This is a genomic window from Salinisphaera sp., assembly GCF_002729955.1.
Taxonomy (GTDB): Bacteria; Pseudomonadota; Gammaproteobacteria; order Nevskiales; family Salinisphaeraceae; genus Salinisphaera.
In genome coordinates this window covers 96,563-109,435 of record NZ_PBYA01000012.1, presented here as the reverse complement: position 1 = coordinate 109,435, position 12,873 = coordinate 96,563, and the positions used below count along the sequence as shown (strand labels likewise).

General features: G+C 64.3%; 12 protein-coding genes. 6 read left to right on the top strand and 6 right to left on the bottom strand.

The annotated features are described in order from the left end of the window. Positions 1 to 297 precede the first annotated feature (297 nt). The 3 genes from CMN27_RS03955 to CMN27_RS03945 all read right to left on the bottom strand — a co-directional run bounded on the left by CMN27_RS03955 (position 298) and on the right by CMN27_RS03945 (position 3,726). Complete coding sequence (locus CMN27_RS03955) at positions 298 to 783, bottom strand: pyridoxamine 5'-phosphate oxidase family protein (protein ID WP_293624107.1); 486 nt, start codon at positions 781 to 783, stop codon at positions 298 to 300. A 430-nt stretch (positions 784 to 1,213) separates the two neighbouring features. Then, a complete protein-coding gene (locus CMN27_RS03950; protein WP_293624106.1) occupies positions 1,214 to 1,987 on the bottom strand; it encodes an SDR family oxidoreductase in 774 nt (257 codons plus the stop codon). 245 nt (positions 1,988 to 2,232) lie between these two features. After that, positions 2,233 to 3,726 (bottom strand): protein adenylyltransferase SelO, encoded by a 1,494-nt coding sequence (locus CMN27_RS03945; protein ID WP_293624105.1) that lies wholly within the window; start codon positions 3,724 to 3,726, stop codon positions 2,233 to 2,235. 306 nt (positions 3,727 to 4,032) lie between these two features. Between CMN27_RS03945 and CMN27_RS03940 the strand changes: the two genes are divergently transcribed. From CMN27_RS03940 to CMN27_RS03930, 3 genes are all read left to right on the top strand, one after another. Beyond that, positions 4,033 to 4,983 carry an alpha/beta hydrolase gene (locus tag CMN27_RS03940; protein WP_293624104.1) on the top strand — a complete coding sequence of 317 codons (951 nt, stop codon included), beginning with the start codon at positions 4,033 to 4,035 and terminating at the stop codon, positions 4,981 to 4,983. A 117-nt stretch (positions 4,984 to 5,100) separates the two neighbouring features. Continuing rightward, entirely contained in the window at positions 5,101 to 6,045 is a 945-nt protein-coding gene (locus tag CMN27_RS03935) for an endonuclease/exonuclease/phosphatase family protein (protein ID WP_293624103.1), read from the top strand. Positions 6,046 to 6,058: 13 nt separating this feature from the next. Beyond that, on the top strand, positions 6,059 to 6,274 hold the full coding sequence (locus tag CMN27_RS03930; RefSeq protein ID WP_293624102.1) for a hypothetical protein: 216 nt from the start codon (positions 6,059 to 6,061) through the stop codon (positions 6,272 to 6,274). 91 nt (positions 6,275 to 6,365) lie between these two features. Here the strand turns inward: CMN27_RS03930 and CMN27_RS03925 are convergent, their stop codons facing one another. Next, positions 6,366 to 7,265: a sensor domain-containing diguanylate cyclase gene (locus tag CMN27_RS03925; RefSeq protein ID WP_293624101.1), complete on the bottom strand. Its 900-nt coding sequence runs from the start codon at positions 7,263 to 7,265 to the stop codon at positions 6,366 to 6,368. Between the two features lie 205 nt (positions 7,266 to 7,470). Continuing rightward, the gene (locus CMN27_RS03920; protein WP_293624100.1) at positions 7,471 to 8,490 is read right to left on the bottom strand and encodes a GGDEF domain-containing protein; all 1,020 of its coding nucleotides are present in this window, start codon (positions 8,488 to 8,490) and stop codon (positions 7,471 to 7,473) included. A 328-nt stretch (positions 8,491 to 8,818) separates the two neighbouring features. On the opposite strand from CMN27_RS03920, the gene CMN27_RS03915 reads away from it, so the two are divergent. Next, the gene (locus tag CMN27_RS03915; protein WP_293624099.1) at positions 8,819 to 9,376 is read left to right on the top strand and encodes a lipocalin family protein; all 558 of its coding nucleotides are present in this window, start codon (positions 8,819 to 8,821) and stop codon (positions 9,374 to 9,376) included. A 94-nt stretch (positions 9,377 to 9,470) separates the two neighbouring features. Here the strand turns inward: CMN27_RS03915 and CMN27_RS03910 are convergent, their stop codons facing one another. Beyond that, positions 9,471 to 11,015: an AbgT family transporter gene (locus CMN27_RS03910; RefSeq protein WP_293624098.1), complete on the bottom strand. Its 1,545-nt coding sequence runs from the start codon at positions 11,013 to 11,015 to the stop codon at positions 9,471 to 9,473. A 336-nt stretch (positions 11,016 to 11,351) separates the two neighbouring features. Here CMN27_RS03910 and CMN27_RS03905 point away from each other — a divergent pair, with 336 nt between their 5' ends. Together CMN27_RS03905 and CMN27_RS03900 are read left to right on the top strand one after the other, a co-directional pair. Then, a complete protein-coding gene (locus CMN27_RS03905; RefSeq protein ID WP_293624097.1) occupies positions 11,352 to 12,335 on the top strand; it encodes a calcium/sodium antiporter in 984 nt (327 codons plus the stop codon). Between the two features lie 9 nt (positions 12,336 to 12,344). Beyond that, positions 12,345 to 12,872, top strand: a complete 528-nt coding sequence (locus CMN27_RS03900) for a YchJ family protein (protein ID WP_293624096.1) — start codon at positions 12,345 to 12,347, stop codon at positions 12,870 to 12,872. The last annotated feature ends 1 nt before the right edge of the window (position 12,873 follow it).

Sequence of the window (12,873 nt, the reverse complement as noted above, 5' to 3'; positions counted from 1 at the left end):
CGCTGTCGTGCGCCTTGTCGCCCGCAGCGCGCGCGACGACTCGCGCCCACCGCTAAAGCTGTAAGGCGCAATCCGTTTCGAGCGCCTGGCTCAATACGCCGTGCGAGGTGACGCCGTTGCCCGGCTTACACGCGCCGGCACCGTTTCTTATCGGCCGCGACAGCGTTAGCTTGCGCGTCGGGTAATGGGGCTTGGGAAGCTCGCAGGGCGTGTTTGTTCTGCGGCCATCCGGCTGAGCCGGAGTTTTCAAAAAAACGCCCGGCGAACCGGGCGCTTTCAAGTCATCGGTCGGGCTGATCAGCCGCCGAATTTTTCGTTTTCGCCGATATCCGGCGTCTTGTCGTTCTTGATATTGGCCTTGGCCAATTCATAAAGCTGGAAGACCTTGCTTTCCTTGGCCGCCCAGTGCTCGCCCATCTGAATATCGATTTCGAGCATGACGACGTCCGGATCTTCCTTTTCCGGTAGCCAGGCGGCGATGCCCGGATTCCAGTAGCGGTCGATCTTGTCCTGGTCGTCGGTGATACGCACGGTGCCAGACATCGATACATAAACACCCGCCTCCTGGTCGGAGAACGTCAGGCAGACTTCGCTATCGCCCTTGGCTTCCAGCACCTTCTCCGAGCTGCGGCGGGTGTAGAACCAGATGGTGCCGTCGTAGTCGTCCTGAACCAGATGCATGGGACGGGCGCGGGGCACGTCATCATCCAGCGTGACGAGCATCCCGACCTGAATGTCTTTGATCAGGTTCCAGATCTTCTGCTTGTGTTCCGGGCTAGACATAATCTTGCAATCCTTCGAATGCCGTTAAAAAAGTTGAACACTGCCGGCGAACCGGGCGTTCAATCGTGATACGCAAGCGATCACGCCGGTAAATCCCTGCAGACGTGCGCGTTCGCAAAAGTTAGCGGCCCGCTCCGGTCATCTCGGTGCGGACGCCTGCCAGCATAGCCGGCATAGCCACCTGTCGGCCGCACGAACCGTACTTTATTTGCGTATCGGGTAACGGTACGCGCAGTTCGCCGCTATGGACGCCCCCAACCCCCGCCCATCGCTATTTCCCGCCTTGGATTTAACCGCGGGCAACGTGGCCTTCCCTCCTGTCGAGCGCGCGAGACGCCTAGCATGCGTACAGCGCACCGTGATCGCTGGGATTGCGCGCTCCATCCACCCTGTCGTGAGGCTGGATTCGCTGCCTGATGTCGCGCCTGACTTAACGGGCGATATTCACACCGCCATCCACCACCAGTGTGGAACCCACGACATAATCGCCGGCGCGGGAGGCGAGATAAATCGCGGCGCCAGCCATGTCTTCGGGCTCGCCGATGCGGCGCGAAGGGATGCGGTCCGCGATCTCGTCGCCGTGGTCGCGGGCGACCTTGTTCATGTTCGAGGCGAACGCGCCGGGGGCGATGGCGCTGACCACGATGCCTTCGGGCGCCAGGCGGACGGCCATACGCTTGGTGAGGTGGGCGAGGCCGGCCTTGGAGGCGTGGTAGGAATAGGTTTCCTGGGGATTGAGCGACAGGCCGTCGATCGAGGCGATGTTGATGATCTTCGCGAGCGGACCGGCGGCGCGGGCTTCGAGCAACATCGGCTTGAACGCCTGCGCCAGAAAGAACGGCGCCTTCATGTTGAGATCGACCGCCTTGTCCCAGCCGCTTTCGGGGAAGGTATCGAACTCGGCGCCCCAGGCCGCGCCGGCGTTGTTCACGAGAATATCCAGGCTGTTCTCGTGCTTGCGGTAGGCCGCAACCAGACCGTGAATACCGTCCATGGTGGACACGTCTGCCGGTAACGACACGCAGGGGCCGATTTCGGAGAGCTCCCGGGCCGCTTCGTCGCAGGCATCGGCCTTCCGGGCACTGATATAGACCCGCGCGCCCTGGCGCAGCAAGCCTTCCGCAATCATGCGGCCAATGCCGCGGGAACCGCCGGTGACGAGTGCACTACGACCTTCAAGCGAAAACAATGCGGCGGTATCCATGGCGGTTCCTTAAATAGATAGGGTTTGGCCCGACTCGCGATGCAAGCCCGGGCAAGCGGATCGAGAGTGGCGAAGCGCCTGGCGGGCGTCAAACGTCGGCGCCTGTTGGATCAAAGTCCGCGGCGCGCCGCGGGCACGCAGTGCACGACGCTCGAGGAAGCCTCGAATCAAGCCATCACGAACCGGCAACGAATCAGCGCACGCTGAAGCCATCGGGCAGCCCCGCCCTGGCCATCGATCCCGACTCAGGTGCCGCAGAACGTGCGTTCTACCACTTCCTCGGGCTTCGGCGGTCGTGCGTACTCGGCAAGCTCCGGGTGGTCGTCGTACGGATTCGCGACGACGGTGAGCAGGTCGTCCAACGGCTGGTAATCGCCGGCTTCGGCGGCGTCGATCGCCTGCTGGATACGATGGTTGCGGGGAATGTACGCCGGGTTGACCGCGCGCATGGCTGCGCGACGTTCGGCGTCGTCCCGCGTTTCATCGGCCAGGCGTTCGCGCCAGCGTACTGCCCAGCCGTCGAAGCCGCTCGGGTCATCGAACAGCGCGCGTACGTTGTCATCCCGGTCGTCCGCCGCCCGACCGAGATCGGACAGATGGCGGAAGGTGAGGGTGAAGTCCGCACCCTGCTCCGTCATGCGCTTGAGCAGATCGTAGGCGAGATCGGCGTCGCCTTCGCGGCGTTCTTCCAGTCCGATCTTGGCCGCCAGACCATCGTGATAGGTCGTTTCGAAACGCTCGACATAACGTTCGAGCACGGCCTGGGCCTGCTCTACCGCTTTCTCCTGGTCCTCGTCCAGCAACGGCAGAAGACACTCGGCGAAGCGCGCGAGGTTCCACTGGCCAATGCCCGGCTGGCGGTTGTAGGCATAGCGCCCGCCGTGATCGATGGAGCTGTACACCGTTGCGGGGTTGTAGCTGTCCATGAAGGCACAGGGGCCGTAGTCGATCGTTTCCCCTGCAATGGAGACGTTATCCGTGTTCATCACCCCGTGAATGAAGCCGACCAGAAGCCACTGCGCGATGAGGTCGGCGGTGTGTGCGGCGACCTCTTCGAGCAGGGCGTGGTAGGGATTGTCGGCATCGGCGACGTGTGGATAGTGGCGCTCGATGACGTAGTCCGCGAGCGCGCGTACTGCCTCGTTATGGCCTTGCCGGTAGAAGTATTCGAACGTGCCGACGCGCACGTGACTGGCGGCCACGCGGGTAAGCACCCCGCCCGGCTCAGCGCGCCGGCGACGCACCGATTCGCCGGTGGCCACCATGGCCAGCGCCCGGGTGGTGGGGATCCCGAGTGCCGCCATGCCTTCGCTGACGACATATTCGCGGATGACCGGCCCCAGCGCGGCGCGCCCGTCGCCGCGGCTCGAAAACGGCGTTGGCCCTGCCCCCTTGAGCTGGATATCGCGCCGCACGCCGTTACGATCGGTCATTTCGCCCAGCAGTACGGCCCGGCCGTCGCCCAGCACCGGCGAGAAGTTGCCGAACTGGTGCCCGGCATAGGCCATGGCCAACGGTTCGGCCCCCTTGGGCACGCGATTGCCGGCCAGAATGTCGACGCCGGCCGGGCTTTCGAGCGCCTGGACGTCGAGGCCGAGCTGTTCGGCCAGAGGCCGGTTCACCCGCAACAGGCGTGCTGCTGCAACGGCGGTGGGCATGGCCCGGGCGTGGAACTCGCCCGGCAGGCGGGCATAGCTGTTGTCGAGCACGAACGGCTCGGCGGCTGCGGTTTCGGTCATGACGATGCCTCCGCGGCAAACGATATCGCCAGCGCCGTGTCGGACTACTGGCTGGACTTGATCCTGTGAACGATGCGGGCCGTGACCGTAACGTTCAACGGTCGGATGGGGTTCATGCGCGTGGCCGGCATAGCGGCCGGCCAGTAATGACGTGGCGCGGCCGGGATTGTCGGCCAGGCCTGCCGGGCGATACTCGCCGCCCAAACCCAACCATGGCCGAGGGCGGTTGGCGGTGCACGGCGTGCAGGCACCCGACCAATCGTGCTATCAAGCCCGCTGCATACATCAGGCTGAAAGGACTGCCCTATGTCGCTCACCCCCGAAGTTGCCGGCGTTGTCGCGCGGATGCGCGAAGCGAAAATCTCCTTCGCCGACCTGAGTCTGGCCGAAGCGCGCCAGTTCTATATCGACACGCTGGCGGCCAGCGGCGGCGAGCCGGTGCCGATGGGCGAAATCGTGGCGCATGAGCTGCCACTCGAGGGCCGTAGCGTCGCGGCGCGGCGTTATCGCCCCGAGGGACTGGCCGCAGGGGCCGCCCCCACGCTGGTGTATTTCCATGGCGGCGGCTGGGTGCTGGGCGATCTGGAATCGCACGATCGCATCTGTCGGCAATTGGCCCAGCGCGCGGGCTGTCAGCTCGTGGCGGTGGACTATCGCCTGGCGCCAGAACATTGCCTGCCGGCCGCTTCCGACGACGCCATCGCGGCCTACGGTTATCTGGTGGAAAACGCGGCCGCCTTCGATATCGATCCGCAGCGCCTGGCCGTGGGCGGCGACAGCGCGGGCGGCCATCTGTCGGCCGTGGTCGCGCTTGCCGCACGCGACGCCGGCTGGCCGCTGGCCCTGCAGGTGTTGGTCTACCCGGCCACCGACCTGCGCGAAGCCGCCGGCCAGTATCCCTCGAAGGGACGCAACGCCAACGTGCCGCCGCTTACGGCCGAACTCATGGCCTGGTTCGGCCATCGCAGCGTGGATGCCAATACCGACCCGCTCGACTGGCGGGTTTCGCCCATTCTGGCGCAAACGCTGGAAGGCACCGCGCCCGCACTCGTCATTACCGCTGGCGCGGATGTGCTCATGGACGAAGGCGTACTCTATGCCGCCCGTCTGGCCGATGACGACGTCGAGGTGGACCATGCCCATTACCCCGGCGTGATCCATGGCTTTATCGAAATGCCGGCCTGGCTGGCGGCCACCGGCAACGCGATGGACCGGATCGCCACAGCGCTGCGTACGCATCTCGGGCTCGCCGGCTAGCGCGGTGGGTTCGCGGCCGTGCAGGCACCGGACGCAACCAGCGCCCAAGCGATCGCGCCGCGCGCATACCGCCTGCAAAAACATAGACGTTTTACAGCCGCATCGCCTCGAATATCGATGACCGGCGTACAGCCCTGCCCCGATGGTGGCGACAAAGCGGCGCGGTGGGCCGGTCGCCGATGCCCGTGGCAGGCGCTGTGGTTACTGACCGCGCTCGCGCTGCTTACCGCCACCGGCTGTGTGTCGGTGCCGGCCCAGCGTTCGCTCATGGACGACGGGTTTACGGCGCAGGCGTTAGCGCCGGCGTCGATCACTGTGACCAGCTGGAACATCAAGAAAACCAAGGCGTCCGGTTGGCCGGCCTACGCAAGCCAGGGCACGGCGGCAAAGCGCTTTGGCGGTATCGATCTGCTGTTGTTGCAGGAGGCCTGCGAGCCGCTGGACGAGCCACACGATCCGCTGGGCAAGCCTCTGGCCGACGCACGGCTGGGCTGGGTCTTTGCGACGAGCTTCGAGTCTCGATTGCTGGGCTGCGGTGGGCAGCGGGCAACCGGCGTGCTTACCGCCTCGTCAGCGCGGCCGGTATCCCGTATCGCCCTGCTCAGCCAGAATCGCGAACTCGGGATCACGCCGAAATCGACGCTGGTCACGCGCTATCGTCTGGCCGATCGTGCGGATACGTTGCTGGTCGTGAATACGCATCTTCTCAACTTCGAGTGGCGAACCCTGGACGATTACTCAGAACAGGTACGCGCCATTGGCGAGGCCATTTCGGCACACCGCGGCCCGGTCATTCTCGCCGGCGACCTGAACACGCGTAATGCCGCACGCCAGGCCGTGGTGGACAGGATGGCCGATGAGCACGGCCTGAAGCCCGTCTTTGGCCAGGCCGCCGCTGGCCGCACGAAAGCAGTTGTCGGCGGCGATCTGGCGCTGGACCATATCTATTACCGGGGCCTTCACGTCATCGAAGAGGGTGTGGTGGGGCACGAGTCCGACACCGACATATCGGACCACAACAGCCTGTCGGTTGGTTTTGCGGTCGACCCGGGCATCAATTAGCGAGCACGCCGCGATGTCCGCAAGCAAGATCCCGCTCGTTACAAGAGAGGCCGTTCCGATCCACGATCAGATGAACGGGGTCGAACTCGGCTACTGGATAGTGATCGTTCTCGGCGTTTTTATCGTCGCCCTTTGTATCTGGGAAAGTAAAAACCATCCGCTCATCAAACTGGCGCTGGCTTTGTTGCTGGCGGGCGCACTACAGCTTGCGGTGGAACTTCGTCCCTGAAGCAGCCGATCGGTGTAGGCGCCGGGCCGAGATATAACCTCGGTCGGTCTACGGTCAGAGGTGCGACGCGTATCAAGCTGTCGAGCCCCACCTAGTCATAATCCTCTGCCAGAACCACGCGATTACGCCCGCCCTGTTTCGCGATATAAAGCGCCGCGTCGGCCTGACTGAGCAGGTCGTGCGTGCGGCGCCGGTTGGGGCCAACCACGCTCACGCCGATGCTTACCGTGATCCGCGGCGACTCGCCGGGTTTGGGCTCGAACAAGACATCGGCCACGGTCTTGCGCAGGCGTTCGGCCACGATAAGCGCCTGCCCCGCGGTGATGTCGTAAAGCACGGTGGCGAATTCTTCGCCACCGAGCCGAGCGAACAGATCGCGGCGTTTTATACGCGCACCGCAGGCGCTGGATATGGCACAGATCACCGCGTCGCCCGCCGGATGCCCGTAGCGATCGTTGATCGTCTTGAAGTGGTCGATATCCATGAGCAGCAGCGCGATGCGGCTGTTGTGCGTATCGTATTGGGCGAGTGCTTCGTTGAGGGCCGCCATCAGGCGGCGTCGGTTGGGAAACCCGGTGAGTTCGTCGGTTTCGCTGAGCCGACGCAACTGTTGCTCCATCTCGTGGCGGGTGGTGATGTTGCTTGCCAGCCACAGCACCGCGCGCTCGCCGTTGACCGGCGAGCGCAGCGGCTGCACCCGCCCCTCGAAACGAATGGGGGCGGCCGGACCGTCGCCATCGACGCCTTCCACTTCGGCGGCTGCCAGCTCGTACTCGACAATACGCAGACAGCCCGCGGCCAGCGTTGCGCGGATCTCGGCGAGAAACCAGTCCGCCCGTTCCTGCGGCAACACGTCGTAGAGACTGAAATTCACCAGACAGGCGCCGTCGTGATAATGGGCCCGATCCGGACCGCCGAAGATCGCGGCATAGCGCCCGCTTTCGGTGAGCACGAACACCGGATCGGGCAGCGCTGCCAGCGCCTCTTCCATGAGTTGCGTTGCCCGCCGGTCGCGCGTTTCGATTTGAATGCCCCGAAGGTTCAGATAACTGAATCTGCCCCCTCTTCGATCCGTCTGCAAGTCGCGGCCGCTCGATTGCCCGGGCGCTTCGACGCTGAACCGGCGCCCCTGCGTTGCGCGCTGGCCTCACGCTCTCACCGTCTTGATACGCCAGGCGCGCATCCACGCCTTTGAGCTAACCCACCACCCGGTTGCGGCCGCTGAACTTGGCCTCATAAAGCTTTTCGTCGGCAATATGCAACAAGGGCTCGAGCTGTTCGGCGCGGTCGGTAGAGCTGGCGACGCCAATGCTGGCCGTCAGAGAAAGCACGGAGTCGTTGTGTCGACAGTGCAGCGCTTCGATCGCCTCCCGCAGGCGTTCGGCCAGATGCCGCGCCGCACGGTTGTCGGTATGCGGCAGCAGAACACAGAACTCCTCGCCGCCCAGCCGGCAGGCCAGATCTTGCGCGCGGGTGTGTGCGCTTAGCGCCTGGCCGACCTCACGTAGCACCGCGTCGCCCGTGGCATGACCGTAGTCGTCGTTTATGGCCTTGAAGTGGTCCAGGTCGAGCATCAATACCGATATCGGATGCCCGTCAGCGTTTGCGAGGCGCCGGAACGACTGCTCCAGCTGCGCTCGGTTGGGCAGCCCCGTCAGCGAATCGGTGAGCGCTTGTTGCGAGAGCTGTCGTTCCGCAGATTCGCGACTGGCCTCGTAAAAGTAGGAGAACAGGTAGGTCCAGACCGTCACCCCTGCGATATTCGCCGTGGCGCCGGGTGCTTCCACAACCGAATCGAGGCCGAAGCGCCAGAAGAACAGGCCCGCTGCAATCGCGAGATACAACGCCGAGGATAGGCCGCCCATCCGGCGACCGAGCAGCAGATGAGCGGTGAGCGGCATCACCATCACCCAGCTGAATACCGTGACCGACGTGGTGGGCAGCGCGAGCGCATACAGCGTCGCCGCATAGATGGATACCAGATAGCAAAGACACCAGCGACGCAGGCGTTGGGTTGTACGAACCACGGGCAGCAACGCCACGGCCAGCACGGTAATGGCCAGATCGACCGTCATCAGGCCATAGCGGCCGGCGCCAAGATTCACGATAACGAAAACAAGGCCGAACAGCGCGGTCACCGTCAGCAGCAAGCGCAGCAGATGACGGCGATGGCGATACGACAGCGGCATGCCGTAATCCGGCGAGGCTGGGCTCATGGTTCTCCCTGGCGATACAGGGCGCATACGCCCTTCCCGGTACAACGCGTCGGTTATCGGCCGTCGGCGCACTTGTTTAAGTTTTTATCGATAGACCCCCAATCGCGGCGTGGGTAAAAAAACGACGCTCCCTGGCGCAAAGCGCTCGCCAAGGTCGCGGCGGATATCCTGAAGAACTGAAAACCGTACGAACCGTGCTGCTTTGCCGCCGGACGAACAGCGCCGGCCAAAGGCGCCCGCGCCGGGCGTTGATGATCTGCTCGCGTGACGCAGGGCGACCGCAGAGCCGGTAAAATCGCGCCATCGCTCCCCTGCCCCTGTCCCGACCATGCCTTATCGCATTCGAGCCGCCTGGCTCATCCCGCTTGTTGCCGGCAGCCTGCTTGCCGGCTGTGTGAGCATTCCCAAGGGCACGACTGCGGTCGAACCGTTCACGCTGGATCGCTATCTCGGCCGCTGGTACGAAATCGCGCGCCTGGATCACGGCTTCGAAGAGGGGCTGGACTGCGTGACCGCGACTTACAGCGCACGCGAGGACGGCGGCGTTCGGGTCGTCAACCGTGGCGTGGGCCTTGCCGAGGGCAAGCCCGACGAGGCCATCGGCAACGCCTATTTCGTGGACGGCGAAGACCGGGCGCGCTTGAAAGTCAGTTTCTTCGGGCCGTTTTACGCGGGTTATAACGTGCTCGCGCTCGACGACGGCTACCAAACCGCCATCGTCGGCGGGCCGAACCGGGACTATCTCTGGATCCTCGCTCGCCAGCCGCAACTGCCGGCGTCTGAACGCGACGCATGGGTGAGCCGCGCGCAGGCGATGGGTTTCGACACCGCCGCGCTCGTCTACCCGAAACAGGGCGAGGTCTGCGCTCCCTATCGCCAGTCCTAGCTCCGGGCCGGCAATCGCCCCCCGACGAATAGCCGCAAGACGCAGCGCGGCGCATGCACTGCTCGGCTGATCGCCATCCCGGCGATCGTTGGCGCTAGCCGCCGTAGACGATGCCCGCACCGGGGCCGAGTGGCAGGCCCAGCGTCATCCAGACGATCAGCAGCGACGTCCAGAACACGAGGAAGGCGAGCGAGAACGGCAGCATGATGGATATCAGCGAGCCGATGCGGATGTCTTCGTCGTAGCGCTGCGCGTAGGCGATGATGAGCGCGAAATACGGCATCAGCGGCGTGATGATGTTGGTCGAGGAGTCGGCCACACGATAGGCCATCTGGGTGAGTTCCGGCGAATAGCCAAGCTGCATCATGATCGGCACGAACACCGGCGCCAGGATTGCCCATTTGGCCGACGCGCTGCCGATGAAAAGGTTGATGAATCCGACGATGAGCACGAACAGAATCAGCAGTGGCGCGCCGCCGAGGCTGATGGCCTGCAACGCCTGAGCACCGTAGACGGCCATGAATACGCCGAGGTTGGATTCGGCGAACCAGGCCACGAACTGGCCGGCGGTGAAGGCCAGCGCAATGAACATGCCCATGCCGGCCATGGTCTGGGCCAGATTCTCTGCCACGTCACGGTCGTTTTTGACCGCGCCGATCACGATGCCGTAGACCAGCCCCGGCACGAAGAACACGATCATCAACACCACCGCCAGCGAGTCCATGAACGGCGAGCGCACGATGGCGCCGCCCTCGCCGCGCAGGGGCGCGCCCGGCGGCACCACCAGCAGGGCCATGAACGCGACCGTCGCCAGCAAAGCGATACCCGCCCATTTCATGCCGCGCTTTTCCTCGGCGGTGATGGCCGCGCTGTGGTCGTCGCCTGAATGCGCCTTGCTGTCGCTCTGATAACGGCCCAGGCGCGGCTCGACCACGAACTGGTTGACCAGCGTGCCCACAATGGCCAGAAAGAAGGTGGAAACGATGATGAAGTAGTAGTTCATCGCCAGGTTCATCGTGCCCGCATAGCCCGGGTCGATAGTGCCGGCCGCTTCGATGGTGAGCTGTCCGAGATTGACGTCCACCGCCGAGAGCAACAGGTTGGCGCTATAGCCGGCTGAAACGCCGGCGAAGGCAGCCGCGAGGCCGGCAATCGGGTGACGCCCGAGGGCAAGAAACATCATCGCCCCCAGCGGCGGCAGCACCACATAGCCGGCATCCGCGGCGACGCTCGAAATAATGCCGGCAAAGACCAGCCCGAAGGTGATGAGCGGCTTCGGAATGGACAGGATGAACCCGCGCAGTAATACGCTGATCAGCCCCGTGCGCTCGGCCATGCCAATGCCGATCATCGTGGCCAGGACCACGCCAAGCGGCGCAAAACCCATGAAGTTGTCGACCAGCGAACCGAAGATATAGCGAATACCTTCGCCGGAGAGCAGGTTCTCGATCGCCACCGGGGCACCGCCGCCGGGCGGTACCACCGTCAACCCAAGCTGCGAGAGCAACGCCGATACCACCGCGACGATCAAAGCCAGCAGCGCGAACAACGGCACCGGATGCGGCAGACTGTTACCGGTGCGTTCGACCCGGTCAAGCATGCGCTGAAGCAGGTTATTCGGCGTTCCCCGGTCGTTCATCGTTGATCCCCCGATACGTTGACGATGTGGCGCTGGCTTGCCGGCCTGTTCATCCGGGCGCGCGGCTATCAGATTACCGCCGCCATCGGTTCTACCCAAATACGAACCTCGTGGGCCGATTGCTGCCGGGCTATCTGCAACAGCTCGCCCGCAGGCAAAGTGCGAGCGAAAGCAGCGGACAAGGCCTGCATCCACCGTTGCGGCGGGTTGGTAATTATAATCGCGACGTTGCAGTCACCGGGTTGACGGCCGATATGAATCAACCGTTTACGAACCGTCTGGCATGATGCCCCCTGCCGGATTTATCGTCCGCCACCGCTTCAATGGAGATATTTCATGTTGATGGCCGCAGCCGCTGTTCTCGTTGGCCTTGCCGTACTGATCTGGAGTTCGGAACGCTTCATCGAAGGTGCGGTGGGCACGGCGCATCACCTGCGCCTGCCCGCGTTCATCATCGGCACCGTGATTGTGGGCATCGGCACTTCGGCGCCGGAGTTTCTGGTGTCCGGGCTTGCGGCCTGGCAGGGCCAGCCTGGTCTGGCCATCGGCAACGCCTATGGCTCCAACATCGCCAATATCGGTCTGATTCTCGGCATCACGCTGTTGTTATCGCCGATGGCAGTTGGGGCGGGCATCGTACGCCGCGAAATGTCGCTGCTGATCGTGGTGACCCTGATGTCGCGCTGGCTGGTCGGCGACGGGGCGATCAGCCGCTTGGACGCGCTGCTGCTGGTGCTGCCCCTGATCGGCTATATCGCCTTCGTCGCCTTTGAGGCCCGCCGCAACCCCGCGCAAGCGACGGCCATGGCACCCACGCCTGACGATACGCCGAGCGACGTGCCGCCATTCGGTCGTTCGCTGGTATGGCTGGCCGTTGGCCTGGTGCTGCTTCTGGCGAGCTCCCGTTTGCTGGTGTGGGGCGCGAGCACGATCGCGGCCGCGCTGGGCGTGAGCGATCTCGTCATCGGGCTGACCGTCGTGGCTATCGGCACGTCGCTGCCGGAGCTCGCCTCGTCGATCAGCGCAGTCCGGCGCCGGGCCTACGATCTGGTGCTGGGCAACGTGGTGGGCTCGAACCTGTTCAACACGCTGGGCGTGGTAGGTGTGGCCGGTCTGATCACGCCCATCGACGTGGAGCCGAGCGTGCTGAGCCGTGACTGGCCGATCATGCTGGGCCTGACGTTGCTTCTGCTGGTCTTTGCGATGCGTTTTGGCCGTCGTCCCGCCCACCTGAACCGTATCGAGGGCGGCGTGTTTCTGCTCGCCTTTATCGCCTATACGGGCTGGCTGGTGTTCGGCGCCTTCAAAGCGGCCGTTTAAAAGTGACTGATGGGCGATCCCAATGGCGTGCCTCGCTTGAGGGCGTGCCCTATCCGCGCCACGATAAGCGATCCTTGTTCAATCGCCTTCCCTGACGTGAACTGCCCCTGCCAATCCGGCGCGCCGTACGACGACTGCTGCGCGCCCTACCACCGCGGCACGTCCGCGCCTACGCCGGAGGCGCTGATGCGCGCCCGCTACAGTGCCTATGCGCTAGGCGACGCCGCCTACGTCAAGGCGAGCTGGCACCCCGATACGCGACCGCACACCCTGGATCTGCCCGCCGACGATCGGTGGCTGGGCCTGGACGTGATCAGCAGCGACGCCCAGGCCGATACGGGGCACGTGCATTTTCGCGCCATCTGTCGTGACGATGACGGCTTCGCCATGCTGGAAGAGCGCTCGCGTTTCCTGCGCGAACGCGGCCAGTGGTTCTATCTCGACGGCGACCACGCGGTGCGTGCGCTCAAGCCCGGCCGCAACGACCCCTGCCCCTGCAACAGCGGCCGCAAGTTCAAGAAGTGCTGTGCAGCCTGAC

Excerpts from the sequence above, each read along its gene's own strand:
- CMN27_RS03955 (WP_293624107.1), bottom strand. The coding sequence starts at position 783 with ATGTCTAGCCCGGAACACAAGCAGAAGATCTGGAACCTGATCAAAGAC.
- CMN27_RS03950 (WP_293624106.1), bottom strand. The coding sequence starts at position 1,987 with ATGGATACCGCCGCATTGTTTTCGCTTGAAGGTCGTAGTGCACTCGTC.
- CMN27_RS03945 (WP_293624105.1), bottom strand. The coding sequence starts at position 3,726 with ATGACCGAAACCGCAGCCGCCGAGCCGTTCGTGCTCGACAACAGCTAT.
- CMN27_RS03940 (WP_293624104.1), top strand. The coding sequence starts at position 4,033 with ATGTCGCTCACCCCCGAAGTTGCCGGCGTTGTCGCGCGGATGCGCGAA.
- CMN27_RS03935 (WP_293624103.1), top strand. The coding sequence starts at position 5,101 with ATGACCGGCGTACAGCCCTGCCCCGATGGTGGCGACAAAGCGGCGCGG.
- CMN27_RS03930 (WP_293624102.1), top strand. The coding sequence starts at position 6,059 with ATGTCCGCAAGCAAGATCCCGCTCGTTACAAGAGAGGCCGTTCCGATC.
- CMN27_RS03925 (WP_293624101.1), bottom strand. The coding sequence starts at position 7,265 with ATGGAAGAGGCGCTGGCAGCGCTGCCCGATCCGGTGTTCGTGCTCACC.
- CMN27_RS03920 (WP_293624100.1), bottom strand. The coding sequence starts at position 8,490 with ATGAGCCCAGCCTCGCCGGATTACGGCATGCCGCTGTCGTATCGCCAT.
- CMN27_RS03915 (WP_293624099.1), top strand. The coding sequence starts at position 8,819 with ATGCCTTATCGCATTCGAGCCGCCTGGCTCATCCCGCTTGTTGCCGGC.
- CMN27_RS03910 (WP_293624098.1), bottom strand. The coding sequence starts at position 11,015 with ATGAACGACCGGGGAACGCCGAATAACCTGCTTCAGCGCATGCTTGAC.
- CMN27_RS03905 (WP_293624097.1), top strand. The coding sequence starts at position 11,352 with ATGTTGATGGCCGCAGCCGCTGTTCTCGTTGGCCTTGCCGTACTGATC.
- CMN27_RS03900 (WP_293624096.1), top strand. The coding sequence starts at position 12,345 with ATGGGCGATCCCAATGGCGTGCCTCGCTTGAGGGCGTGCCCTATCCGC.